Annotated in this window: 26 protein-coding genes; 8 read left to right on the plus strand and 18 right to left on the minus strand. The window is 68.6% G+C overall.

Going from position 1 to position 23,217, the window contains the following annotated elements; translation table 11 throughout:
* The first annotated feature begins 29 nt into the window (after positions 1 to 29).
* Positions 30 to 1,538, plus strand: a complete 1,509-nt coding sequence (locus H5398_RS04105) for an IS1634 family transposase (protein ID WP_182799107.1) — start codon at positions 30 to 32, stop codon at positions 1,536 to 1,538.
* Positions 1,539 to 2,493: 955 nt separating this feature from the next.
* On the opposite strand, the gene H5398_RS04110 is transcribed toward H5398_RS04105, so the two are convergent.
* The 3 genes from H5398_RS04110 to H5398_RS04120 are packed head-to-tail and all read right to left on the minus strand — an operon-like array spanning position 2,494 to position 4,306.
* Entirely contained in the window at positions 2,494 to 2,985 is a 492-nt protein-coding gene (locus H5398_RS04110; RefSeq protein WP_182799108.1) for a histidine phosphatase family protein, read from the minus strand.
* Positions 2,986 to 3,041: 56 nt separating this feature from the next.
* The gene (locus H5398_RS04115; RefSeq protein WP_182799109.1) at positions 3,042 to 3,386 is read right to left on the minus strand and encodes a hypothetical protein; all 345 of its coding nucleotides are present in this window, start codon (positions 3,384 to 3,386) and stop codon (positions 3,042 to 3,044) included.
* On the minus strand, positions 3,287 to 4,306 hold the full coding sequence (locus H5398_RS04120; RefSeq protein WP_182799110.1) for a hypothetical protein: 1,020 nt from the start codon (positions 4,304 to 4,306) through the stop codon (positions 3,287 to 3,289). Before H5398_RS04120 ends, H5398_RS04115 begins: the two co-directional genes overlap by 100 nt.
* Positions 4,307 to 4,344: 38 nt before the next feature.
* On the opposite strand from H5398_RS04120, the gene H5398_RS04125 reads away from it, so the two are divergent.
* Entirely contained in the window at positions 4,345 to 4,944 is a 600-nt protein-coding gene (locus H5398_RS04125; RefSeq protein ID WP_182799111.1) for an O-methyltransferase, read from the plus strand.
* Position 4,945: 1 nt separating this feature from the next.
* Here H5398_RS04125 and H5398_RS04130 read toward each other — a convergent pair whose 3' ends face one another.
* On the minus strand, positions 4,946 to 5,365 hold the full coding sequence (locus H5398_RS04130; protein ID WP_182799112.1) for a VOC family protein: 420 nt from the start codon (positions 5,363 to 5,365) through the stop codon (positions 4,946 to 4,948).
* A gap of 188 nt (positions 5,366 to 5,553) precedes the next feature.
* Between H5398_RS04130 and H5398_RS04135 the strand changes: the two genes are divergently transcribed.
* Complete coding sequence (locus H5398_RS04135) at positions 5,554 to 7,479, plus strand: cation-translocating P-type ATPase (RefSeq protein WP_182799113.1); 1,926 nt, start codon at positions 5,554 to 5,556, stop codon at positions 7,477 to 7,479.
* Between the two features lie 78 nt (positions 7,480 to 7,557).
* The gene (locus tag H5398_RS04140) at positions 7,558 to 7,791 is read left to right on the plus strand and encodes a heavy-metal-associated domain-containing protein (RefSeq protein ID WP_182799114.1); all 234 of its coding nucleotides are present in this window, start codon (positions 7,558 to 7,560) and stop codon (positions 7,789 to 7,791) included.
* A gap of 58 nt (positions 7,792 to 7,849) precedes the next feature.
* Here H5398_RS04140 and H5398_RS04145 read toward each other — a convergent pair whose 3' ends face one another.
* Entirely contained in the window at positions 7,850 to 8,674 is an 825-nt protein-coding gene (locus H5398_RS04145; RefSeq protein WP_182799115.1) for a cyclopropane-fatty-acyl-phospholipid synthase family protein, read from the minus strand.
* A 93-nt stretch (positions 8,675 to 8,767) separates the two neighbouring features.
* Between H5398_RS04145 and H5398_RS04150 the strand changes: the two genes are divergently transcribed.
* The gene (locus H5398_RS04150; protein ID WP_182799116.1) at positions 8,768 to 9,133 is read left to right on the plus strand and encodes a VOC family protein; all 366 of its coding nucleotides are present in this window, start codon (positions 8,768 to 8,770) and stop codon (positions 9,131 to 9,133) included.
* Between the two features lie 414 nt (positions 9,134 to 9,547).
* On the opposite strand, the gene H5398_RS04155 is transcribed toward H5398_RS04150, so the two are convergent.
* On the minus strand, positions 9,548 to 9,949 hold the full coding sequence (locus H5398_RS04155; protein WP_182799117.1) for a cytochrome P450: 402 nt from the start codon (positions 9,947 to 9,949) through the stop codon (positions 9,548 to 9,550).
* Positions 9,950 to 10,084: 135 nt separating this feature from the next.
* On the opposite strand from H5398_RS04155, the gene H5398_RS04160 reads away from it, so the two are divergent.
* The gene (locus H5398_RS04160; protein ID WP_182782156.1) at positions 10,085 to 10,447 is read left to right on the plus strand and encodes a DUF202 domain-containing protein; all 363 of its coding nucleotides are present in this window, start codon (positions 10,085 to 10,087) and stop codon (positions 10,445 to 10,447) included.
* Positions 10,444 to 10,785, plus strand: coding sequence for a DUF202 domain-containing protein (locus H5398_RS04165; protein ID WP_182782155.1), 342 nt, complete (start codon positions 10,444 to 10,446; stop codon positions 10,783 to 10,785). The genes H5398_RS04160 and H5398_RS04165 overlap by 4 nt, the downstream gene beginning before the upstream one ends.
* 133 nt (positions 10,786 to 10,918) lie before the next feature.
* On the opposite strand, the gene H5398_RS04170 is transcribed toward H5398_RS04165, so the two are convergent.
* Together H5398_RS04170 and H5398_RS04175 are read right to left on the minus strand one after the other, a co-directional pair.
* Positions 10,919 to 13,429: an ATP-dependent Clp protease ATP-binding subunit gene (locus tag H5398_RS04170; protein WP_182782154.1), complete on the minus strand. Its 2,511-nt coding sequence runs from the start codon at positions 13,427 to 13,429 to the stop codon at positions 10,919 to 10,921.
* A gap of 110 nt (positions 13,430 to 13,539) precedes the next feature.
* On the minus strand, positions 13,540 to 13,860 hold the full coding sequence (locus tag H5398_RS04175; RefSeq protein ID WP_182782153.1) for an Lsr2 family protein: 321 nt from the start codon (positions 13,858 to 13,860) through the stop codon (positions 13,540 to 13,542).
* An 88-nt stretch (positions 13,861 to 13,948) separates the two neighbouring features.
* Here H5398_RS04175 and H5398_RS04180 point away from each other — a divergent pair, with 88 nt between their 5' ends.
* Complete coding sequence (locus H5398_RS04180) at positions 13,949 to 15,049, plus strand: NADH-quinone oxidoreductase subunit D (protein WP_182799118.1); 1,101 nt, start codon at positions 13,949 to 13,951, stop codon at positions 15,047 to 15,049.
* A gap of 11 nt (positions 15,050 to 15,060) precedes the next feature.
* On the opposite strand, the gene H5398_RS04185 is transcribed toward H5398_RS04180, so the two are convergent.
* The 10 genes from H5398_RS04185 to H5398_RS04230 all read right to left on the minus strand — a co-directional run bounded on the left by H5398_RS04185 (position 15,061) and on the right by H5398_RS04230 (position 23,205).
* Positions 15,061 to 15,666, minus strand: coding sequence for a hypothetical protein (locus H5398_RS04185; RefSeq protein ID WP_182782151.1), 606 nt, complete (start codon positions 15,664 to 15,666; stop codon positions 15,061 to 15,063).
* Positions 15,667 to 15,724: 58 nt separating this feature from the next.
* The gene (locus H5398_RS04190) at positions 15,725 to 16,216 is read right to left on the minus strand and encodes a DUF3180 domain-containing protein (protein ID WP_182782150.1); all 492 of its coding nucleotides are present in this window, start codon (positions 16,214 to 16,216) and stop codon (positions 15,725 to 15,727) included.
* The gene (folK, locus tag H5398_RS04195; RefSeq protein ID WP_182799119.1) at positions 16,213 to 16,776 is read right to left on the minus strand and encodes a 2-amino-4-hydroxy-6-hydroxymethyldihydropteridine diphosphokinase; all 564 of its coding nucleotides are present in this window, start codon (positions 16,774 to 16,776) and stop codon (positions 16,213 to 16,215) included. Before folK ends, H5398_RS04190 begins: the two co-directional genes overlap by 4 nt.
* Positions 16,769 to 17,293 (minus strand): dihydroneopterin aldolase, encoded by a 525-nt coding sequence (gene folB / locus H5398_RS04200; RefSeq protein WP_370586046.1) that lies wholly within the window; start codon positions 17,291 to 17,293, stop codon positions 16,769 to 16,771. Before folB ends, folK begins: the two co-directional genes overlap by 8 nt.
* On the minus strand, positions 17,196 to 18,005 hold the full coding sequence (gene folP, locus H5398_RS04205) for a dihydropteroate synthase (RefSeq protein ID WP_182782147.1): 810 nt from the start codon (positions 18,003 to 18,005) through the stop codon (positions 17,196 to 17,198). The genes folB and folP overlap by 98 nt, the downstream gene beginning before the upstream one ends.
* 4 nt (positions 18,006 to 18,009) lie before the next feature.
* The gene (gene folE / locus H5398_RS04210; protein ID WP_182799121.1) at positions 18,010 to 18,576 is read right to left on the minus strand and encodes a GTP cyclohydrolase I FolE; all 567 of its coding nucleotides are present in this window, start codon (positions 18,574 to 18,576) and stop codon (positions 18,010 to 18,012) included.
* 1 nt (position 18,577) lies between these two features.
* Positions 18,578 to 20,608 (minus strand): ATP-dependent zinc metalloprotease FtsH, encoded by a 2,031-nt coding sequence (ftsH, locus tag H5398_RS04215; RefSeq protein ID WP_182799274.1) that lies wholly within the window; start codon positions 20,606 to 20,608, stop codon positions 18,578 to 18,580.
* A 122-nt stretch (positions 20,609 to 20,730) separates the two neighbouring features.
* Positions 20,731 to 21,282 (minus strand): hypoxanthine phosphoribosyltransferase, encoded by a 552-nt coding sequence (gene hpt, locus H5398_RS04220; protein WP_182782145.1) that lies wholly within the window; start codon positions 21,280 to 21,282, stop codon positions 20,731 to 20,733.
* Between the two features lie 11 nt (positions 21,283 to 21,293).
* Positions 21,294 to 22,259, minus strand: a complete 966-nt coding sequence (gene tilS, locus H5398_RS04225) for a tRNA lysidine(34) synthetase TilS (protein ID WP_182799122.1) — start codon at positions 22,257 to 22,259, stop codon at positions 21,294 to 21,296.
* Entirely contained in the window at positions 22,252 to 23,205 is a 954-nt protein-coding gene (locus H5398_RS04230) for a zinc-dependent metalloprotease (RefSeq protein ID WP_182799123.1), read from the minus strand. Before H5398_RS04230 ends, tilS begins: the two co-directional genes overlap by 8 nt.
* Positions 23,206 to 23,217 lie beyond the last annotated feature (12 nt).

A 23,217-nucleotide genomic window follows, 5' to 3' on the forward strand; every position in this document is an offset into this window, starting at 1 on the left:
GGGGCACTAATCGGGGGTAGAGTGCGGGTGTGAGTCCGTTCGTGCGGAAGGTGAAGACCGCGTCGGGGGCGACAGCGGTCCAGATCGTCGAGAAACGTAACGGCCGCCGGCGGATCTTGGAGCATGTCGGTTCGGCTCACGACGAGGCCGAGCTCGCGGTGCTACTCAGCGCCGCCCAGCAGCGTGTCCATGGAGTCCAGGACGACATGCTGCAGTTCGAACAGCCCGGGCGGGAGCCTGCGGGGCCGGTGGTGGAACGCACCTCCAGCGAGTTGCTGTGGCCGGTGCTGACCGACGCTTACGAACGGCTGGGCTTCGACCAGATCAACGACGAAGTGTTCAAAGCGCTAGTCACAGCGCGGATCATCGAGCCGACCTCGAAGCAGGACACGCTGCGCGTGTTGGGTGACTTGGGTCTGCCGGTGCCGCACTTGAATACCCTCTACAACTGTCTGCGGCGGTGCGTGGAGCGTGACTACCGCAGCCGTGTCGCCGCCTCCTGCTGGGCTCACGCGACCGCCCGGGGGCCGGTGGCTCTGGTGATGTACGACCTGACCACACTGCATTTCGAGGTCACCAACGAAGACCGGCTCCGGAAGGTCGGGATGAGTAAGGAACGCCGCGTCGACCCGCAGGTCACGGTCGGGCTGCTGGTCACCGGCGACGGGTTCCCGCTCGAGGTGGCGCTTTTCGAGGGCAACAAGGCAGAGACCAAGACCTTGATCCCGGTGATCGAGCAGTTCAAGACCCGCCACGGCATCAACGAGCTGGTCGTGGTCGCCGACGCCGGGATGCTGTCGGCGGACAACCTCAACGGCCTCGAAGACGCCGGATGCCGCTTCATCGTGGCCTCCCGCCAGTCGCACGTGCCCTACGACCTGGGCGACCACTTCGAACGCCACGGCAACTACACCCCCGACGACTCCACGATCGAGACCACCCGCGACATGGGCACTGGCCGGCAGCGACGGACCCGCCGGGTGGTGTATCACTACTCCTTTAAGCGGCATAAGCGAGACGACAAGACCATCAACGCCCAGGTCGTCAAGGCCGAGAAGGTCGCCGACGGGCTGAGACCCGTCGCCCGGGACCGGTTCGTGACGGTCACCACCGACGCCGACGGGAAGAAGGCCGAGGTCAACTGGGACGTCATCGAACGGGCCAGGTTCTGCGCCGGCTCAAGGGCTACGTCACCAACATCGGACCCGACCTCATGGGCGGCGCAGCGGTGGTGGCCGCCTACCGGGACCTGTGGCACGTCGAAGAGTCCTTCCGGATGGCCAAGGGAGACCTCCAAGCCAGACCGATCTTCCACCGCAAACGCGAACCGATCGAGGCCCACCTCACCATCGTGTTCGCCGCCCTCGCGGTCGCCCGGCACCTCCAGGACCAGACAGGGGTCAGCATCAAGCGCCTCGTGCAGACACTTCGACCCCTCCGAACGGTCACGATCACCATCGCCGGCGTCCTCTCACGCACGGGCCGCTGGTCGACCGCGACGATCGCAAAAAAGCACGGCTGGACGGTTCCGCTGGTGATGCGCACCCGTCGAGCTTTGGCACAGATCGCCGGCCTGGAGCAGCTGGGCCGCTCATGGGCTCCTGACCCAATCGGCAAGGTCGCGGTCATCCCTGTGTGGAATGGCCGAACCCGTTGGCTGATGGGCGTCTCGATCGAGCTTCACAGCGCCAAGGGCAAGGCCGCCATCGACCACCACAAGTCGAGCAGGCCCCTGGTAATGAAGGTTGCCCGAGCAGACGCCAATACCGCTGACGGCCGCACTGGACGAGGAGTTCGCACCTCACATGAGACAGTTGCCCGGAAACTCGGAGTGAGCCGTGACGCCGTGCGCCATGCCCGCTACGTCCTCGAAGCGATCGGCATGTCTGTCACCGTCGTGCAGGGCCGGTACCTGACCGCTGGGGAACGGGCAACCGCCCACGCCCACCACGGCGGCAGACAGCGTCGAATCGCCTCCACACGGCACCTCACCATGCCCCGCGGGATGGCTCAGATCGTGGCCCGCCACCTACCACGTAGTGGTTCAGGTAGACCTACTTCTCTAGAGAGTTCTAACTCACCTAGACGCGCAGGAAGCTCGAAAAAGCGACACCACCTTGCCCCTATCCCGCTGCCATGGCAGAAACTCGCTGGGCAAGTCGTCTCAGAGCTCCCCCATCTGGGGGATCGGCACATCGGAAACCTCAGCCGCGGCCTCATGAGGCTCCCCATCAACCCCTCCAGCTGGACCGGCCGACGCCTAGTGCGACTGATCGAGCTGTCCAACCGCCAGCGTCGAATGACCCAACCCCAGTTCACGCACAGCAACCTCGGACTGTTCTTCCACCAGATCCGAACTGCCCTGGCTACGCCAGCCCTAACAACGAAGTGAGGGCGCCCCTGCTGGAACAGGGACGCCCTCGATGAACTGCTCAACTCGTGAACTGAGGTTCTTGTGTCCCCGCCTATCTGGGGCTCGGGGGTGGCGCTAGCTCACTCGACCGACCACTGGTCGTCGGCGGGGCGCCCGGCCGCGACCACCCCGGCAGTGCCCTCGGCGACCTGGGACCAGCTGTCCAGCTCCAGCACCGCCAGCGCCGACGTCGGCATCGGCAGGAACCGCCCCGTCGCGAGGTGGATCAACTCCTCCATCGCCGGGTTGTGTCCCACCAGCACCACCGACGACGCCGACTCGGGCAGCCCCGCGACCAGGTCCGCGAGGTCGTCGCCGTCGAACGTGTAGGCGTCCTCGGCGTCGCGCACCTCGGCCGCGGACAGGTGCCGCGAGACCAGCTCCCACGTCTCCCGCGCCCGCGCCGCCACCGACACGACGGCGAGGTCGACGTCGCCGAACCGGCCAGCCAGCCACTCACCCGTTTCAGGCGCTTGGCTACGGCCCCGGCCGTTGAGCGGGCGGTCGCGGTCGGAGACCCCCGCATTCCAGTTGGACTTCGCGTGACGGATGAGGATGAGGCGTACTCCCATGATGGAACCCTAGCCACGCAGCGCCGCCGACGTGCCTGCCAGACCGGAGTGCGACGTCAGCGTCGGGCGCGCAACTCCGCCCGGACGAGCTCCAGGAGCCGTCCGATCCAGTTGCGGCCTCCGCGGTAGCTGGTCCAGAAGCCGTCGATGCCGTTGGCGTACTCGATGCGGCCGTCGGTGGCGAGCAGCGCCTTCGCCAGGTCCTTGTGTTGCGTGTACTTGGCGCGCAGGGCTGCCGCCATGAGCGCGAGGTTGGCATCGGGCCCGGCGCCCGGGCCCTGCAGCGCGTGGAACGCCGCCGTCACCGTCGGGTACGGCTGGCCGTCGACGACGATCTGCCGCGGGAAGTTGTTGTGCAGCACCTCCGGCGCCGGCGGCTGGGGCCAGTACTCGTCGCGCACGAACACCTTCTCGATGACGGTGGGAGTCCCCGTGAACTCGTGGAACTCGCGCTCCTTGTGGGCTTCCCACCGGTGCGGTCGGCCCGGCGCTCGCGGAAGTACTCGATCGCCTGCGCCTGGACCTTCTCCGTGACGGTGACGCCCTCGGCCGTCGATCCGCCCAGAGGCGTCAGGAGAACCCGGATCGGCTGGTCCTTCACGTCCATGTCCGAGAGGACGTACGGCCGCAGGTGGGCCGGTACCCGCAGATACGCCTCCTGCATCACCAACCAGCGTTCGTGGCTCGGTTCCTCGGCGAAGGCCTCGGCGGCGTCGCGGCAGAGTTCGCGGGACGTGGGCCGACCGTTGAGGCGCTCGATCTGGTCGGCGACCTCCCTGACGAAGTCCTCGTCAGCCACCGGCGGGCCCGACGGCGTGGCCGCAGTCATCCGGGCGGTGAGGCCCAGCGTCACCGTGGTCCCCTCGGCCACGTTCAGGGCGATCCGGTTCACCGACAACGCCTGGCGCAACCCGTCCAGATCCATCCGCCCGAAGTCGCACAGGATGGAACCGTCCGCGTACACCTCGAGGTTCGTGACGCCGAAGTAGTGCCCGCCCCTCGAGTCACGGCGGCCGAGGACGTGAGTGACGACGCCGTCGACGCGCTCACCCTCGACAGGTCGGTACGTTCGCGTCCAGGTGCTCATGCGCCCAAGGTAGCGCCCGGGTGGTTCCCCGACTTCAGGACAGCCGCCGGTGCCGAGGTCGAGCGCGCTGGTCGCCGTCGCCAGCGCCTCGCGGCAGTCGCCCTCGAGGTCCCACCAGGGCTCGTCCGCGGTCATTCGCCCGTCGAGTCGGGAGAAGTCCCAGCCCACCATCGACGCCGCCGCGTGCGCGCGGTGCCACCGCGCCAGCGCGTCGTCGGCCGTCGAGTCGTTCACGGGCCCATCTTGCCCACACCCTGTGCTTGGATGCACGCATGAGCTCCACCACTCGACCCACGCCCGACGGCTCCTCGCTCCGCCAGACCCTGGCCGCGCTGACCGCAGCGGCGGAGGACCTGGGCTTCGTGCAGTCCTCCGAGGGCGACCTCGGCCGGCTGCTTCGACTCCTGGTCGCGTCGCGCCCGGGCGGCAGTTTCCTCGAGCTCGGCACCGGCGTCGGTTACGGGGCGGCATGGCTGCTCGACGGCATGGACGCCGACTCACGACTGGTCTCGGTGGAACTCGAGGACGACCTGCAGCGGATCGCGCGCGCCACCTTCGACGACGACCCCCGCGTCGAGTGGGTGCTGGGAGACGGCTCGGAGTGGCTCCGCGAGGCGGTCGCCCGCCCGGAGCGGTTCGACGTCGTCTTCGCCGACACCTGGCCCGGCAAGTACCACGACCGCGACCTCGCCATGGAACTGGTGAAGCCGCACGGCTGGTTCGTCCTCGACGACCTGTACCCGCAGCCGGGCTGGCCCGACGGCCATCAAGCCAACGTCGACCGCCTCATCGCCGACATGCAGTCAGTCGACGGCTGGCGCACCGAGTTCCTGCCGTGGGGCTCGGGACTCATGCTGTGCGTGCGCGACTGAGTCACACCACGCAGAACTCGCTGCCCTCCGGGTCCTCCATCACGATCCACTCGCCCTGAGGGGGCTGCCGGAACTCCTCCACGACGTCGGCACCCGCGGCGACCAGCTTGGCCGCCTTGGCGCGCATCACGTCCCAGTCCTTCGGCTGGTCGGGGCCGCCGGCGTTGCTGTGGACGTCGATGTGCAACCGGTTCTTGGCGGTCTTGGGCTCGGGCACCTTCTGGATGAAGATCCGCGGGCCGTCTCCGACGATCGCGTAGGCGTCGTTCCAGCGCTCCTCGGGAAGACCCCAACTCGTCAGCGCCTCCTCCCACGTGGCGAAGTTCCCCGGCGGGTCCTCGGGCCGGTAACCGAGCGCCAGCGCCCAGAAGTCACCCAGCCGCCTGGGATCGGCGGCATCTATGGTCAGCGTGAAGGTCATGACCCATCGTCGCACCGAAGGGCGTTTTCGGTGATGGATCTGGTGCCAATGTTGGCACTAGATCCATCACTGGAAACGCCCCCCTCCTCACCCCTCCATCAGCCCGCTTCAGAACTTGACGTGCGTCAAGGAACGGGGCGCCGATCGCGCGTAATTTCAAGGTCAAGATCACCCCCGAAGGACGCATCATGAACAAGATCCACACTTGGCTCCACGGCCGCTGGGCCGTGCCCGCCATCTCCGGCGTCGCCATCGTCGCCTCCCTCATCGCCGACAAGCTGGGCGCGACCACCGTCGGCAACATCCTCATGCTGGCGGCCGCCGTCGTCGCCGGCCTGCCCATCGCCATCAAGGCCTTCCGCTCGCTGATGGTCAAGCACATCAGCATCGACCTGTTGGTCTCCGTCGCCGCCATCGGCGCGATCCTCGTCGGCAACTTCTGGGAGGCCGCGGCGGTCACGTTCCTGTTCGCCGTCGGCGGCGCCCTCGAGGCCGCGACCCTCAACAAGACCCGTTCCGCGTTGGCCGAGCTCGTGGCCGTCGCCCCCGACACCGCGATCGTCCTCCGCGATGGCCAGCAGGTGGAGATCTCCGCCTACGAGGTCAAGCCGGGCGAGACCGTCCTCGTGAAGAACGGCGCCAAGGTGCCCGTCGACGGCGTCGTCATCGGCGGCAACGGCGCCATCAACGAGGCGTCCATCACCGGCGAGTCCATCCCGGCCGAGAAGAGCGACGGCGACCAAGTGTTCGCCGGCACGATCTCCACGGGCGGCTTCCTCCAGGTCGAGGCACGCGGCGTCGGCGCCGACACCACGCTGGCGCGCATCATCCACCGCGTCGAGGAGGCGCAGGACGCCAAGGCCAAGACCCAGAAGTTCATGGACCGCTTCTCGAAGTGGTACACCCCCGGGATCATGGTGCTGGCGCTGGTCGTCGGGCTCATCACCCGCGACGTGACCCTCGCCCTGACGCTCCTGGTCATCGGCTGCCCCGGCGCCCTGGTCATCTCGATCCCCGTGTCGATCGTCGCCGGCATCGGCCGCGGCGCCCGCGACGGCATCCTCATCAAGGGCGGCGAGTTCCTCGAGACCTCCGCCAAGATCACCGCCGTCGCCCTCGACAAGACCGGCACCCTCACCGAGGGCAAGCCCAAGCTGACCGACGTCGTCGTCCTCGACCCGTCCCTTTCCTCCGACGAACTCCTCACCATCGCGGCCCGCGCCGAGGCCGGGTCCGAACATCCGCTCGCCCGCCCGATCATCGACGGCGCCATCGCCCGCGGCCTCGAGGTGGGCGGCCTCCCCACCCACACCGAGCCGGTCGCCGGCCAGGGCATCGTCGTCGAACTCGATGGCCAGCGCGTCGCCATCGGCAACACCCGCCTGCTCGACGCCGAAGGCGTCGAGGCCCCGACCTCCGTGCTCGACGACCTGTCCGCCCAGGGTCGCACCCCGATGGCGATCGCCATCGACGGCCGGCTCGCCGGCGTGGTCGCCGTCGCCGACAAGATCCGCGACGACGCCGCCGAGATGATCCGCCGCCTGCACGCCAACGGCGTGAAGAAGGTCGTCATGCTGACGGGCGACAACCAGCGCGTGGCCGACGCCGTCGGCGCCCAGGTGGGGGTCGACGAGGTGCACGCGGGCCTGCTGCCCGAGGACAAGCTCGACATCGTCGCCAAGCTCCAGCGCGAGGGCCATGTCGTCGCGATGGTGGGCGACGGCGTCAACGACGCCCCCGCCCTGGCCACCGCGGACATTGGCGTGGCCATGGGTGCCGCGGGTACCGGGGTCGCGATCGAGACCGCCGACATCGCGCTCATGAAGGACGACCTGCTGAAGCTCCCCCAGGCGGTCCGCCTCGCCCGCCGCACCGTCGCCAACATGAAGCAGAACATCACGGTGGCCTTGGTGGTCGTCGCGACGCTGCTCGCCGGCGTCCTCTTCGGCGGCGTCACGATGGCGATCGGCATGCTCGTGCACGAGGCCTCCGTGCTGGTGGTCATCGTCAACGCGATGCGCCTCCTCCGCCGCGAGAACCCGCGTCGCCCGAAGGCCGCCAGCCCGGCGAAGACCGTTGTCAGCCCCGATCGCGAGCTCGTCAACCAGCCCTGATCCGAACTTGATCCAGATCAAGGAACGCAACCCCGCAACTCCGTACAGTCACAGACATCAGCCACGAAAGGACACACCATGACCGCGCAGACCACCACCCACACCATCCTTCGCGCCGAGGGCTTCTCCTGCCCCTCGTGCGTCACCAAGATCGAGAAGCAGGTTGGCCAGCTCGCCGGCGTCGAAAACGTGAAGGTGCACTTCGCCTCGTCCCGCATCGAGGTTGACCACGACGCCGAGCGCACCAGCGCGCAGGACCTGGTCGACACCGTCGCCAAGGCCGGCTACAAGTCGAAGGTCTCCGCCTTCTGAGCCAGCCCCCACCAACCCACGAGCCCCCGGCCAGCCACACCCGGGGGCTCGTTGTCGTCTATCCGACGGCGCGCGCCACGACGGCGAACGTCGGCGACGCCGCGTCGAAGGGACCGCCGGCCGCGTCGCCGACGACCTGCTCCACCTCGAAGCCAACCGCATTGAGCTCCGCCTCGACCTCCGCCACGGTGCGGCAGTGGGTCCAGTTCCAGAACTCCCGCACGTGGCCGTCGCGCTCGATGACGTAGCGGTCGAGCATCAGCCGCAGGTGTGGGTAGGTCCACCGCTCATGCACGCCTCGGTACGGGCTGGGCGCCCAGAAGCCGCGCTGCAGGTCGGCCTCCTCGCGCCGGAACTCGGTGGGATCGAAGCGGGCCGCGGAGGTGACGTCGAACGCCAGGCGACCTCCGGGTCGGAGTGCCTCCCGAACGCGCCGCAGCAACACGGCCCGCTGAGAGGGGCTGAGGACGCAGTAGTCCCCGTAGATGAGGATGGCGGCGTCGTGGCCCGACCCGAGGTCGGCCTCGAGGTAGCTACCCTCGAGAGTCCGCACGGGCAGATCCTCGGCAGCGGCAGCGGCGCGCAGGTGCTCGAGCGAGAGCGGGGCGACATCGACGGCGAGCACCTCAACGCCTCGACGCGCGAGGCGAATCGCGTAGAGGCCGGGGCCGGAGCCCAGGTCCAGAAGGCGGGCGCCGTCGCTCAGTTGGAGCGCGGAGAACAACCACTCGGCGGAGCGGTCGATGAACTCGTGCCGACGGGACGACGCGTTGGTGTCGGGGTCCAGGTGGTGGGTGAGCATGCGCGCGGAGATGTGCGGGTCGGCCCAGAACTCCGGCGTGGTGTAGACGCTGAACGGCTCGGGTCGTCCGGTGGCGGTCATGCGTCGACATTACCCACCGACGGCGGTCCCGCGGCCTCTTCCAAAGGAGGGTCCCGAGACGTAGCGTTGGACTCCCGACCCCAGGAGGTCCCCATGCACGGCGACATCACCCACATCGACATCCCGGTCAGCGACCACGTCAAGGCCCGCGAGTTCTACGGCGAGCTCTTCGGCTGGCAGTTCAACGAGTACCCCGGCTTCGAGGGCTACCCCATGTGGCAGGCGCCCAACAAGATCAGCGGCGGCGGACTGGCCCCGCGCGACGAGTCCTTCACGCAGCCGCGTTCGTACGTCGAGGTGGACTCGATCCACGACACCCTGGCCAAGGTCGAGGCGAACGGCGGCACGGTGATCATGCCCAAGACCGCGATCTCCGAGACGAGCTGGTTCGCCTTCTTCGAGGACCTCGACGGCAACGTGCTGGGCCTCTACGAGGGAAAGACGGACACCTCCGCCTAGCCGGGTCCCTGAGCCTGAGCCGCGAGGGACGAGCGGCGATGGACGAAGGGCCTCCGTAGCCGGTCCGTGGACTCAACCCCCTTCTCGGGTTGGTCCTTCAGAGTCGGGCTGCAGGGTTTCGCCCGTGGCGTGGTTGGCCTTGGGCGGTGCGGAGCGTGACGGCCCCTGGGCTGGGTTGGTCCTACGGGGGAGGCCAGTCTCTGCGCACGGACCTTGTCTGCATGCCCCCTGGCCGTCCCGCTCCTCCCGCGCCCCGCGTTCGGCCGCCCGTCCGCTCGCCGCACACCCTCGCAGGGCTTTGGTCTTCGTCGCAGGGCTTCTGGCCGACCAACGGGCTGCGAGGACGACGGATGCCCTGCGAAGGTGCAGCTCAAGCGACCACAGGGCTGCGGCGGCCGTGCGCGACGCTCAGGCTCAGGGGCCGAGCGTGATCCGCACGCCGTCCTTCGGGCGCATGGACGTGATCCCGACCGCGCGCACCTTCTGCGGCTCCAACCGGAACTCCCCGCGCGCCAACAGTGTGGCGAGCATGACGGACAGCTCCGTCGTCGCCATTACGTGGCCCAGACACCGGTGCGCGCCGCCGCCGAAGGCGACGAACTCACCCCGATTGGGCTGGAAGCCCTCCTCCAACCATCGCTCGGGGCGGAACTCCTCGGGGCGGTCGTACACCTCGGGCATCCGGTGCGTCGCATAGGGCGAGAAGATCACCATCGTGCCCGGCTTGATCCGGTGGCCGCGGAACGCGAGTTCGCGCTCGACGTACCTCGGCACGATCGCGGCCGGCCAGCCAATCCAGGCCCAACCACGCCTCACCCCCGAAGCCGAAGCCATCCTCACCAAGATCCCTGGTCGAGCGGGGCACTAAATCAGGCCCGAATTGTTGAACTCAGGACTGAGCGGCCCCGCGCCGACTGATGCCGGCGTGGTCGACGGCGCTACGGTGGTCCCGTGGCCCGAGAACGATTCCCCCGATCCGTCTACGCGGCCGGCGACGAGCCGGACCCCCGGTTCACGCTGGCCAACGAGCGCACCTACCTCGCGTGGATCCGGACCTCGCTGGCCCTGCTGGCCGGCGGCATCGCCCTTGAGGTGCTGGGGCTGGGAATTCAGGAGTCGTTTCGGATCGCCGCATCGGTGCTGCTGATGGTCACCGGCATCGCCGCCGCCCCCTTCGCCTGGTGGGGATGGGCGCGCTACGAGCGGGCGCTGCGCAGCGGCACCCCCCTGCCGTCGTCGCTGTTCGCCCTGCCTGTCGCGGTGGCCGTGACGGTCAGCGGAATGCTCGTGTTCGTCGGCTTCCTGGTGCGATGAACGAACGGCCCTCAGACCCCGGCCTGGCAGCCGAGCGCACGATCCTGAGTTGGCAGCGCACGGCACTCTCCATCGGCGCAGGAGCCCTGGTCTTCGCCCGCATCGAGGCCACTGCCCTGGGGCTGTGGTCGTGGGCGTTCGCCGCCGCTGGGTTGGCTCTGGCTGCCCTCATCGGTGTCTGGTCCAGGCGGAGGTACTCCTACACCCACCGGACGCTGGTCGGCGGTGGCCGGCAACTCGCCGACGGCCTGCTGCCCGCCGTCGTCGCAGTGTCGGTCGCGGCGGCGGGAACCGTCGCCCTCATCCTGTCCCTTGTCAGCGACGCTCCGCGTCTGTGAGTGACGACCAGGTCCGCCATTGTCAGCAGGCGCGTGCGGCGTGAGGCAACTCTGCGGTGGGGCGCCCAGCCCGAGGTCGGGAGGAAGCGAACGGGGCCGACCCGTTGGTCGGCCCCGTTCGTCGTGGGTGGCGTCAGGCCGTGGCCGCGCCGTCGGTCCCCGGTGCCACAGCCAGCTCAGGCAGATCCGCCTTCGCCACGCCGGTGAACTTGAACGGCAGCTCCGCGCCCTCCTCAGTGACGTCGACCTGGACGATCTGGCCCGCCTGCAGCTCACCGAAGAGAATCTTCTCGGCGAGGAGATCCTCGATGTCACGCTGAAGCGCCCGACGCAGCGGGCGCGCACCCAACACCGGATCGAATCCGCGCTTGGCGATCAGTGTCTTGGCCGCGGGCGTGAGCTCGATGCCCATGTCCTTGTCCTTCAGCCTGGACTCGATCTGCGCAACCATGAGGTCAACAATCCGTTCGATGTCGGCCTGCGAGAGTTGGTGGAACACCACGATCTCGTCCACGCGGTTGAGGAACTCCGGACGGAAATGCTGCTTCAACTCGTCCGAGACCTTCGCCTTCATCTTCTCGTAGCTCGACTCGGCATCCCCCGAACGGGTGAATCCGAGATTGACGCTCTTCGAGATGTCACGCGAACCCAGGTTGGTGGTCATCACGATGACGGTGTTCTTGAAGTCCACCACTCGACCCTGGGCGTCCGTCAGCCGGCCTTCATCCAGAATCTGCAACAGCGAGTTGAAGATGTCCGGGTGAGCCTTTTCGATTTCGTCGAACAGGACCACCGAGAACGGCTTGCGCCGCACCTTCTCCGTGAGCTGACCGCCCTCTTCGTAGCCGATGTATCCCGGGGGGGAGCCGAACATCCGCGACGCGGTGTGCTTCTCCGAGTATTCGCTCATGTCCAGGGTGATCAGGGCATTCTCGTCGCCGAACAGAAACTCGGTGAGCGCCTTGGTCAGCTCGGTCTTTCCGACCCCGGAAGGGCCGGCGAAGATGAACGAGCCGCTTGGACGCTTGGGATCCTTCAACCCGGCGCGGGTGCGGCGGATGGAGCGGGAGAGCGCCTTGACCGCATCGTGCTGACCGATGTACCGCTTCCCCAGTTCCTCCTCCATGCGGAGCAGCCGCTGGGACTCCTCCTCCGTGAGCTTGAAGACGGGGATGCCGGTGGAGCCGGACAACACGATGGCGATCTCCTCCTCACCCACAACGGCAGGAATGTCGGAATCGCCCTGCTTCCAGGCCTCCTCCTTCTCTGCCCTCTGGGCTCGGAGCTTCTGCTCCTCGTCGCGGAGGCGCGCGGCCCGCTCGAAGTCCTGCGCGTCGATGGCCGCATCCTTCTCGAGCTTGTTGGCGGCGATCATGTCGTCGAACTCGCGCAGGTCCGGCGGCGCGGTCATGCGCTGGATCCGCAGGCGTGCGCCTGCCTCGTCGATCAGGTCGATGGCCTTGTCCGGCAGGAAGCGGTCCTGGATGTAGCGGTCCGCCATGGTGGCCGCCGCGACGAGCGCCTCGTCCGTGATGGTGATGCGGTGGTGGGCCTCGTACCGGTCCCGGAGGCCCTTGAGGATGTCCACCGTGAGCGCGACTGACGGTTCGGCCACCTGGATGGGCTGGAAGCGACGCTCCAGCGCGGCGTCCTTCTCGATGTGCTTGCGGTACTCGTCCAGGGTGGTGGCACCGATGGTCTGCAGCTCGCCTCGGGCCAGCATGGGCTTGAGGATGCTCGCGGCATCGATGGCGCCCTCGGCGGCGCCGGCCCCGACGAGGGTGTGGATCTCGTCGATGAACAGCATGATGTCACCGCGGGTCTTGATCTCCTTGAGCACCTTCTTCAGGCGTTCCTCGAAGTCGCCGCGGTACCGGGAGCCCGCAACGAGGGCGCCCAGGTCCAGGGTGTAGATCTGCTTGTCGCGGAGCGTCTCGGGCACGTCGCCCCGGACGATGGCCTGGGCGAGGCCCTCCACCACGGCTGTCTTTCCGACGCCGGGCTCACCGATCAGCACCGGGTTGTTCTTGGTGCGACGGCTGAGCACCGTCATGACGCGCTCGATCTCGTGCGCGCGGCCGATGACCGGATCCAGCTGGTTCTCGCGCGCGGCCTGCGTGAGGTTGCGGCCGAACTGGTCCAGAACCTGCGAGGTGCCCTTCTCGGGGCCGGTCTCCGGGGCGCCAGACATCGAAGCCTCGCGTCCCTGATAGCCGGTGATGAGCTGAAGCACGGTATTGCGGACGCGGTTGAGATCCGCGCCCAACTTGATCAGCACCTGAGCCGCGACACCCTCTCCCTCGCGGATGAGGCCGAGCAGGATGTGCTCGGTGCCGATGTAGTTGTGGTTCATCTGGAGCGCCTCGCGCAGCGAGAGCTCCAGCACCTTCTTGGCGCGCGGCGTGAAGGGGATGTGCCCCGTCGGAACCTGCTGCCCCTGGCCGATGATCTCCTCGACCTGCTCGCGCACCGCTTCCAATGCGATCCCGAGCGATTCGAGCGCCTTCGCGGCCACGCCCTCACCCTCGTGGATGAGGCCGAGCAGGATGTGCTCGGTGCCAATGAAGTTGTGGTTGAGCAGCTTCGCCTCGTCCTGCGCCAGGACGATGACGCGCCGGGCGCGGTCCGTGAACCGTTCGAACATGTGATTTCCCTCCTGCGGCCCGGCGACGTGCGCCGAGCAACCACCTCTAGCTTACTGACGTACCCGAGGGAACCAATGCTCCACGGTTCACCGGCCGCGAACGTGGACGGTCAGTGCGCCGCTTCGTAGGCCGCGAGCACCTGAGCCGGGATGCGGCCGCGGTCCGAGACCTGGACGTCGTTGGCCCGCGCCCATTCCCGGATGGCGTTGGTGTCGCGGCTTCCGGGCCGCGCGGCCTGCTTCCGGGCGGCCTTGCGACCCGTCCTGGTCGCCTTCTCGATGTAGGGGGCGAGCGCCGCCTCCAACTTGCTGGCATTCTTCTCGGAGAGATCGATCGTGTAAGCGTCCCTCCCCAGAGAGAACTCGACCGTGCGGGCGTCGCTCGACCCGTCGATGTCGTCAACGAGGATGACGTGAACCTGCTTTGCCATGATTACTCCTATTTCGGGGGGGTGAAGAGTCCTCAAAGAGATTACCGCCTCAGGGCCCGTGACGGAAGGAGGGAATAGAATGCCGCCGATGAACTCATTCACCATTGGCGGACTTTCCCTGGCCGGGCACACTCCCCTATCGTTGGGGCTGAGGCATCCCACCTCCGTGGGACTGATCACCCTGGCCGCAGATATCGAGGCCGGCGTCATTGTCCATGCTGACGTGACCTCAGGATTCGGGCATCGGGCTGCCGAGAAACTATTTGAGGTCCGCGATTATCGCGCCATGATCATGCTCGCGGACCGGCACGATTGGCTGGCGGCCTTCAGCGGCGAATTGAGCCTGGTGCTCACCATCGAGAATTCCATGCGGTTGACTCCCCCGGCGCGCGCCACCATCCTCCGCACGCTGCTGGCTGAATGCGCCCGCCTGCACAGTCACCTGTCCTTCCTCAGCTATCTCGCCGACGGGGAACTCGGCTCACGACTGTGGACGGTGGTGGACGCATTGCGTGACCACATGCTCAGCTGGACCGGAAACCGCGTCCATCCGATGCTCTGCAGAGTGGGCGGGCTGGCCGCCGACGTCCCGCCCGGCTGGCTGGCCGGCCTCACGCCACTGCTCGACGACGTGGCCCGCCTGGCCGGCGACCTCGCCGCCGCGCTGTCGCGCACCACGCGGTTCTCCGGCCTGGCGGTCCTGGACCGGAACGCGTGCCTCGGGTACGGGCTGTCGGGGCCGGTGGCGAGGGCCGCCGGAGTGGATCTCGACCGCCGCCGGTCGGGCTACCTTGCCTACGGCACCCTCTTCGTCCCAGCGCCCACCCGGCACGCCGGCGACGGCCGGGCGCGTCTCGCGGTGCTCATCGACGAGCTGGACACCAGCGTCGCCATGATCCGGAGCGCGCGGTCGCTGGCCGATCAGACCCCCGGCACCGTGGGGATCAAGCTGTCACGCAGGCTGAAGGTGCCGGAGGGGGAGCATTCGACGGACCTTGAGGCGCCATGGGGAGTCGCATCGTGCCTGATGGTCTCGCGAGGTGGTCAGACGCCGTGGCGGGTTGCGTTGCGCACCCCGTCGTTCAGCAACCTCTCCGCGCTGGGGCGGGCACTCGAAGGGGTGCCAACAGACAGCATCGCCGACGTCGTAGCCACACTGGGCTACACCGTCGGCGATGCGGACAAGTGAAGGCGTCAACCTCAGGCGTGGCGGCGCAGCTCCGGCAGGCCGTCGAGGTTGAGCTTGGCCAGGTCCACCATGGTGGGGTGCTCGTCCTGGCCCCACACGTCGTAGATGCTGGGTGAGACCCGGCGGGGCAGGTCGACGATGTTGGCCGTGTCCTCAGCCTCGAGCTCCGCGATCCGCGACTCCAACGCCTCGATGCGGGCCTGGCGCTCAGCCACCTCCGCCCTCAGCCAGACGGCGTTGCCGCGCATGGAGCTCAGCTCGGCCTTCGCGGCACCCAGCTGGCTGCGCAGCTTGGCGATCACGAGTTGCAGGTTCTCCGCCCGGGCGTTGAAGCGGCCGATCATGGCCACAGACTCCTCGTGGAAGCGTGCCGCCTGCTGCGAGCGGAGGCCCACCTCATGCTTCATCTCCACAGCGTGCCGCTCCCGCTCCGCACTCAGCTCCCGCCAGGCGGTCCAGACCGCGGCGAACGCCATCACGACGGCGACCAGCACACCCGCACGGACAACCCACAGGTCCCCCGCCAGGGAGGCCAGGGAGGCGGCGGTACCGACGCCGAGGATCGTGAGCGCAAGGGTGCGCTCGGTGGACTTTCGAGAAGCGCGTCGACCAGACATGCGGCCACAGTATTGCCCAGCCTGTCCGCTTCCGGGCAGGCTGGTGGGCGTGTCGGGATCACGCCGGCGAGGCAACCCCCGGCGAAGGATCGTCGTCGTCATCCTTGTCCTGCACCACACAGGCACGCTCCAGCAGCGCCCCCGCAGCGGCCAACAGCAGGGCAGCCACGATCGTGGCGACGCCCTGAATCACGCGCGCCGACGGAAGGGGTGCGTCGAAGAGCTGCACGAAGCGCGCCACATAGACCACGTGCCCCCCGGCAAGGAGGGCGCCGGTCATGATCATGGACTTGCCGATGGCCAGAGCCGCAACCGACTCCTGCGACTGCACGCGGTGCTCCTCGATGCGCTTCGGCAGAAGTCGCGCGTAGACCGCGACACCCACTGCCAGCACCACCGTCAGGATGGGCACTGACCACGGAACGACGGGAGGAAACGTGCCCGCGGCCTCGAAGGCGAGCAACAGCAGTCCGGACACGGCGGCGCCAGAAAGCACCGAGATGACGGCCTGACGGGCGGTGGTCAGGCCGAGGCGCGGCCCCTGGCTCAAAATCCTGTGACGGCCGTGACCACGACATCGTCGCGGCGGGTCACCGTCGACGTGTCCAGTTCCTCGACGAGGTCCGCGATGGGCCCGTGCCCCGCGATCTCCGCGTTCGGGTCGATGTCCAGCCACGGCACCAGCACGAAGGCTCGCTCGTGCGCGCGGGGATGGGGCAACTCGATGCTGTCCTCCGAGATCCGCTTGCCCACCATGATGATGTCGATGTCCAGCGTCCGCGGGCCGTGACGAAGCTCGCGGGTGCGGCCGAAGTTCTCCTCGATGGCCTGTGCCCGGTCCAGGATGGTGAGCGGCTCCAAGGTGGATTCCGCCACGACGACCAGGTTGAGGAAATCGTCCTGGTCCTGAACATCGCCGTGCGGCTTGGTCTCATAGACCGGCGAGACATCGACCAGGATGAGGTCCGGGGTCTCGGCGAGGTAATCGACGGCCTCCTGCAGGATGGCGGCCGAATCCCCCATGTTGGATCCGAGGCTCAGTACCACCTTCGCGATGGGGCGAAGGTTACCCAGCGTGTCGACATCGATATCGAAAGGGCCGTTAGACATCTCTACTCCTGCTGATCGTGACGGCAACATCCGCAAAGTGCTGGCTGAGGGGCGCACGCGGCTTGTGCACGGTGACCGTGACGCCCACCACTCTGCCATGCTCCAGGCACCTCGTCGCAATCTCCCCAGCCACCGTCTCAATAAGATTGCGTGGCTCCCCGGTGATCACCGACTCCACCATGGTCGCGACGTCCGCGTAGCTCACGGTGTCGTCCAACTCATCCGAGGACGTCTCGAGGGGAAGCTCCAGAATGACGTCAACGACGAAGGGCTGACCTTCGCGGCGCTCATGGGGAAAGACCCCATGGAAGCCTATCGCGGTCACTCCTGTGAGCGTGATGCGGTCGATTGTCGTGCTCCCTCCGGTTGTGCCGACCCTACCGCACGGGCTCCCTCGGCCGACGGCCCGGGCCCGTCGTTCAGCTGATCCTGAGCGGCGCCTCATGCCGGAGCCTGCGGGCCACCGCGACCGCGTCGCTCTGCGTGAGGACGTCGTGGGTGCGCACCGCCCACACATCGTGCAGGGCTGACCAGAACGAGACAGCCGCGGTGGCGCCGTCCCTCCCCTGGGGCTCTCTCCCGCCCAGCAGCTCTCCGAGGAAGGCCTTGCGGGAGGCGCCGATGAGCAGCCTGTGCCCCAGGTCCTGGAAACGGTCGAGGTGCCTCAGCAGCGTCCAGTTGTGGTCCCAGGACTTCGAGAACCCCAGCCCGGGATCGAGGATGATGCGCTCGGCAGGGATGCCCGCGGCGAGCGCGGCGTCCCGCTGGACGAGCAGCTCGGCGATCACGTCACTGACCACATCGGCGTAGACGGCGTGCTGCTGCATGCCGACGGAGTGCTCGCGCCAGTGCATCACGACGAAGTCGGCCCCGGAATCGGCCACCACGGCCACCATGTCCGGGTCCGCCTGCCCGCCCGAGACGTCGTTGACGATGGCGGCTCCGGCCGAGATGGCGGCCAGGGCCACGCTGGCGCGCATGGTGTCCACTGAGACCCGGATCCCGTCGGCGGCCAGCGCCTGCACCACCGGCACCACTCTGGCCCGCTCCGCATCCTCGGTCACCCGTTGTGCGCCCGGCCTGGTGGACTCGCCGCCCACGTCGATCAGCGAGGCACCCTCGGCGAGCAGCCGCCTCGCGTGCACGACCGCCTGCTCGGGATCCAGGTAGCGCCCGCCGTCGGAGAACGAATCAGGGGTGACGTTGACGATCCCCATCACCAGCGTCATCGGGTCACCTGCCGATGATGAGGCTCATCGCCTCCGCCCGCGTGGCGGGATGACGCAGAAGCCCGCGCACGGCCGAGGTCACGGTCCGGCTGCCGGGCTTACGCACCCCGCGCATGGTCATGCAGGTGTGCTCGGCCTCCACCACGACGATGACCCCCCGGGCATCCAGGTGCTCGACCAGCGCGTCCGCGATCTGGGTGGTGAGCCGCTCCTGCACCTGCAGGCGCCGCGCGTAGATGTCCACCAGCCGGGCGAGCTTCGACAGCCCGGTCACGCGGCCGTTCTCCGAGGGGATGTAGCCCACGTGGGCCACACCGGTGAAGGGCAGGAGGTGGTGCTCGCAGGTGCTGACCAGTTCGATGTCCTTGACCAGCACCATCTCGTCGTGGGCGATGTCAAAGGTCTTGCCCAGGACGCCGGAGGCGTCCACGCCGTGGCCGTCCAGCAGCTCCCCCCACGCCCGCGCCACCCGGTCCGGGGTCTCCAGCAGCCCGTCACGTTCAGGGTCTTCTCCGATTGCGATGAGCAGCTCTCGCACCGCGGCCGCGGCGCGGCCATGATCCACGGCCATATCAGTGCCCTGCCGGCGGGATGGGCGGGCCCCAGGGCGAGGGCCCCGTCTCGGGCGGCTGCGGCGTCGAGCCCCCGGGCTGAAAGTCCGGGCCGATCGCCGGCGGTGAGGGCGGCGAGGTGAGGACCGGTGGCCTGTCGGGTGGGGCCTCGGGCGCCGGCGGAACGTCGACGGGGGGCACGTCGGAGGGTTGCCGCAGGTCCGAGCCCGTCCAGGCCGGCCGCTTGTCCCGGCGGCGCAGCGGTTTGAAGACCTCCGCCACGTCGGCCTTGTTGAGCGTCTCGCGCGCGAACAGTTGACGGACCAACTCGTCGAGGACGTCGCGGTTCTCGTGGAGGACGTCGAACGCCTCCTGGTGAGCGGTGTGGATGAGCTTGGCCACCTCGTCGTCGACGACCGCGGCCATGGCCTGGGAGAACTCCTGGCTGGAGTCGGTGCCCCGCATGCCCATGAAGGGCTCCGAGTCCCCTCCTCCGAGCTTCACCGCGCCCACGCGCTCGCTCATGCCGAACTGCATGACCATGGCACGTGCCACCTTGGTGGCCTTCTCGATGTCGTTGGACGCGCCGGTGGTGGGGTCGTGGAACACGAGCTCCTCGGCGGCACGGCCGCCCATCATGTAGGCCATCTGGTCCAGCAGCTCGCCCCGCGTCTGCGAGTACTTGTCCGAATCCGGCATCACCATCGTGTAGCCCAGCGCACGGCCACGGGGCAGGATGGTGACCTTCTGCACCGGGTCGTTGCCCGGCAGGGCTGCGGCGACGAGAGCATGGCCGCCCTCGTGGTAGGCCGTGATGAGGCGCTCCCTGTCGTTCATGAGACGGGTGCGCTTCTGCGGCCCCGCGATCACGCGGTCGATGGCCTCGTCGAGCTGCGGCTGCCGGATCATCTCCATGTTCTGGCGCGCCGACAGCAGCGCCGCCTCGTTGAGCACGTTGGCGAGGTCTGCGCCCGAGAAGCCGGGCGTGCGCCTGGCGATGGAGGCGAGGTCCACGTCGCTGGCGAGCGGCTTGCCCTTGGCGTGCACCTGCAGGATCATGTGGCGGCCCTCGAAGTCCGGCGCCTCGACGCCGATCTGACGGTCGAACCGGCCGGGGCGCAGGAGCGCCGGATCCAGGACGTCAGGCCGGTTGGTGGCCGCGATGAGGATGACGCCGCCGCGAACGTCGAACCCGTCCATCTCGACCAGCAGCTGGTTGAGGGTCTGTTCGCGCTCGTCGTGCCCGCCGCCCATGCCGGCGCCACGATGCCGACCCACCGCGTCGATCTCGTCGATGAAGATGATGGCCGGGGCGTTCTCCTTGGCCTGGTTGAACAGGTCACGCACGCGTGAGGCGCCCACGCCGACGAACATCTCGACGAAGTCCGAGCCGGAGATGGAGAAGAAGGGGACGTTGGCCTCACCCGCGACAGCGCGCGCCAGCAGGGTTTTACCGGTGCCGGGCGGACCATAGAGCAGGACACCCTTGGGGATCTTGGCGCCCAGCTTCTGGAACTTCGCTGGCTCGGCGAGGAACTCCTTGATCTCCTCAAGCTCCTCCACCGCCTCAGTGGCGCCGGCCACGTCCTTGAAGGTGGTCTTGGGGGTGTCCTTGCTGACCAGCTTGGCCTTCGACTTCCCGAACGACAGCGGGCCTCCCTGACCGCCACCGGAGACCGAACGCATGATCCAGAAGAACACCAGCAGCAGGATGATGAAGGGCAACCCGGTGTACAGCAGCATCGACAGCAGACCAGGACTCGGGTTGCTGGCGGTCCACCGCTCCAGGGTGCCGGCCTCCTCGCGCGCCTTCAGGAGAGGGACCACGTCGTCGACCTGGTTGCCCACCCACGCCGACTGGGTCTTGATGCCGGTCTCGTCGATGATCTGGATCATCTGCTCGCCGTCGACCAGCACGACCTCCTGCAGCTGCTGGTCCCCCTCGAGCAGCGCGAGCGTCTCGGAGGTGGGCACCGTCTGATACCCGGTGACGCTGCTGAGGACCTGCATGCCGAGCAGGAGGAAGAGCAGACTGAGCACGATCCAGGCCATCGGGCTCTTGAAGAACTTCTGCACAGTCAAAGCCGATCTAGTAGGGCGACAGTGTGGCGCACCGAAACATTACCAGCGGCCCTCAACCGGCCCCTCGGGCGTTCAGTCGGGGCGATCGGGCGTCAGCTGTAGACGCGTGGGGCGAGCGTTCCCACATCGCGCAGGTTGCGGTACCGGCCTGAGTAGTCCAGTCCGTAGCCGACCACGAACTCATTGGGGATCTCGAAGCCGACGTACTTGACCGGCACCGTGATCTGGGCGGCGTCCGGCTTGCGGAACATGGCCATGATCTCCAGGGACGAGGGGCTGCGGGAGGCGAGGTTGCTCATCAGGTAGGACAGCGTGAGGCCGGTGTCGATGATGTCCTCCACGACGATGACGTCTCGGCCCTCCAGGTCCACGCTGAGATCCTTGAGGATGCGGACCACTCCGCTGGACTGGGTGCCGGAGCCGTAGGATGACACGGCCATCCAGTCCATCTCGACGTGGCTGTGCATGGCGCGCTGCAGGTCGCTCATCACCATGACGGCGCCGTTGAGGACGCCAACGAGCAGTACGTTGCGGCCCTGATAGTCGGCGTCGATCTGTCCGGCGATCTCGGCCACCCGGGCCTGGATCTGCTCGGAGGTGAAAAGCACCTTCTCCAGGTCATCTGCAACGTCAGCGGCATCCACGATTGGTCAGCCTATCGTCCCGGCGCGGAGTCCGCACCCGGTGTCGGAGCACCCGGCTGGAACGCAAGCCGTCCGGAGCGCCTGGCCACTGCGCCGCCCGGGACGGCCACCGGCCCCTGCCCGCGCCACCGGTCGACGAGTGCCGCCACCGCCAGCACGTGCACCATGCCCACCTCGGGCGACCACGCCGCGAGCCAGTGATGGATGGCGCGCCACCGCAGCGCGTCTGGCAGGCCGCCGAGATCCGTGACGTCCAACTCGTCGGCATCCGCGACGGCGTCCCTGGCGAGCTCATCGAGGAGATCCGCGTCCGCCCTGGCCAGGGTGGCCGTGCGCGCCAGCGCGGGAGCAAGGTCGCGGCCCCACGCCTCGGACAGGTCCCGGAGCACCCCGCGGGCGGCGACCCGGGCGAACCGCGCGTCGTCGTTCATGGGGTCCTCCCACACCTCGACACCCCACTGGGCGCAGGCCTGCTGGGTGTCGGTCCTGCGGAGCCCCAGGAGCGGGCGCAGGAACGGGCCACGCTCCTCGGCCATGCCGGCCAGAGACCGGGTGCCCGAGCCGCGCAGGAGCCCCAGGAGCACGGTCTCGGCCTGGTCGTCGAGGGTGTGCCCCAGCAGGACGGGCAGGCCGGGCGACGCCAGCGCCTGCAGCCGTGCCTCGCGGGCGGCCGCCTCCACACCACCGGTGTGCGGGCGGCCGAGGTGGAGGCGCTCGACGGTTGCCTCGAGGCCCCGCTCAGCCAATCGGCCCACCACCGCGTCGGCGACCTGACTCGAGCCGGGCTGCAGGCCGTGGTCCACCACCATGACACGAACGGAGGTGCCCGCCCGGCGTGCGGCCCAGTGCGCTCCGAGCGCGAGCGCCGTCGAGTCCGCGCCACCCGAGCAGCCGACGATCACCGGCGAGTCAGGGAGGGCATCGGCGACGGCGTGGGCCACCCGCAGCGCGGCCGGCCCGAGCTCGCGCCTAGCCATGGACCCGGCGCATCCACGCGCCCGGATCTGCGATCTCGGACGGGGTGGGCAGCGCCTCCGCGGACTCGAACGCCCGGGCCAGCGCCTGCTTTCCCCGCGACCGGTACACCGCGGTGCAGAACGCCAGGCCGTCGCGGTACTGGGCGTTCTTGCTGAGCGACCCGACGAGGCGGCTGAGGACGGTGGTGCTCTTCGGCCGGCGGAACGCCCGCCGCAGGGCCGCCACGGTCTTCACCTGGCCCCGGCCAGCCCGGTCCGAGACGTGATCGGCGTGGCCCTCCAGGAACGTCATCGCCGCCGTCAGGGCGGCCAGGTCCGCGCGACCCTTCGTCGACGTCAGCAGGGCTGCGGCCTCACCGGTCGAGCGCCACCCGGCAAGGGCCTCGAGCAGGTTCGCGTCGTCGGCGGCCAGCCGTGCCATCAACGACCTCAGGTGATCGCGCAGCCATGGCGCGGCCTGGAACTGGAGGGCGTGGGTCTGTTCGTGCAGGGCGATCCACAACCGGAAGTCACGGGGCACGAACGAATGGCTCCGCTCATGTGCCACGACGGTGGGGGCGACGAGATAGAGGGCCCGGGTGCCCGTGAAGGCGTCGTACTGGCCCAGCATGCGGCGGCTCACGGCGCCCAGCGCCAACCCGGCGGCCAGCCCGTTGCCCAGCCCCCTCAGCGCGTTGAGCGGATGCGGGGGCCGCGCAGGCAGACCGAGCTCTGTCACGGCGCCGTCGGTCATCGACCGGACGGCCCGAGCCCACCCGGCCCAGTCCACCACCGTGACCACCTCGGCGCCGACGCTGTCCAGCCCGAGATAGCGCGCGGCGAGCCGCCCCGCCCGGTGGGCGGTCACCCGGAGATCGGCCACCAGCTGCTCGGCCTCCGGACGGGTCACCCGCGGCAGCGTGCCCGCTGTCACCGTCGCGGCGCGCTGCGCCAGGGACCAGTTCACGATCGGGGCGTG

Source organism: Tessaracoccus sp. MC1679 (assembly GCF_014164775.1).
In the GTDB taxonomy this organism is placed as follows: domain Bacteria; phylum Actinomycetota; class Actinomycetes; order Propionibacteriales; family Propionibacteriaceae; genus Arachnia.

Coding starts and splice junctions, on each gene's coding strand:
- H5398_RS04145 (WP_182799115.1), bottom strand. CDS start 8,674: ATGACCGCCACCGGACGACCCGAGCCGTTCAGCGTCTACACCACGCCG.
- H5398_RS04175 (WP_182782153.1), bottom strand. CDS start 13,860: ATGGCAAAGCAGGTTCACGTCATCCTCGTTGACGACATCGACGGGTCG.
- ftsH (WP_182799274.1), bottom strand. CDS start 20,608: ATGGCCTGGATCGTGCTCAGTCTGCTCTTCCTCCTGCTCGGCATGCAG.
- tilS (WP_182799122.1), bottom strand. CDS start 22,259: ATGGCTAGGCGCGAGCTCGGGCCGGCCGCGCTGCGGGTGGCCCACGCC.
- folE (WP_182799121.1), bottom strand. CDS start 18,576: ATGGCCGTGGATCATGGCCGCGCCGCGGCCGCGGTGCGAGAGCTGCTC.
- H5398_RS04110 (WP_182799108.1), bottom strand. CDS start 2,985: ATGGGAGTACGCCTCATCCTCATCCGTCACGCGAAGTCCAACTGGAAT.
- H5398_RS04135 (WP_182799113.1), top strand. CDS start 5,554: ATGAACAAGATCCACACTTGGCTCCACGGCCGCTGGGCCGTGCCCGCC.
- folK (WP_182799119.1), bottom strand. CDS start 16,776: ATGTCTAACGGCCCTTTCGATATCGATGTCGACACGCTGGGTAACCTT.
- folB (WP_370586046.1), bottom strand. CDS start 17,293: ATGTGTGGGCGGTGCGCACCCACGACGTCCTCACGCAGAGCGACGCGG.
- H5398_RS04185 (WP_182782151.1), bottom strand. CDS start 15,666: ATGTCTGGTCGACGCGCTTCTCGAAAGTCCACCGAGCGCACCCTTGCG.
- H5398_RS04180 (WP_182799118.1), top strand. CDS start 13,949: ATGAACTCATTCACCATTGGCGGACTTTCCCTGGCCGGGCACACTCCC.
- H5398_RS04140 (WP_182799114.1), top strand. CDS start 7,558: ATGACCGCGCAGACCACCACCCACACCATCCTTCGCGCCGAGGGCTTC.
- H5398_RS04165 (WP_182782155.1), top strand. CDS start 10,444: ATGAACGAACGGCCCTCAGACCCCGGCCTGGCAGCCGAGCGCACGATC.
- H5398_RS04150 (WP_182799116.1), top strand. CDS start 8,768: ATGCACGGCGACATCACCCACATCGACATCCCGGTCAGCGACCACGTC.
- H5398_RS04130 (WP_182799112.1), bottom strand. CDS start 5,365: ATGACCTTCACGCTGACCATAGATGCCGCCGATCCCAGGCGGCTGGGT.
- folP (WP_182782147.1), bottom strand. CDS start 18,005: ATGACGCTGGTGATGGGGATCGTCAACGTCACCCCTGATTCGTTCTCC.
- H5398_RS04170 (WP_182782154.1), bottom strand. CDS start 13,429: ATGTTCGAACGGTTCACGGACCGCGCCCGGCGCGTCATCGTCCTGGCG.
- H5398_RS04125 (WP_182799111.1), top strand. CDS start 4,345: ATGAGCTCCACCACTCGACCCACGCCCGACGGCTCCTCGCTCCGCCAG.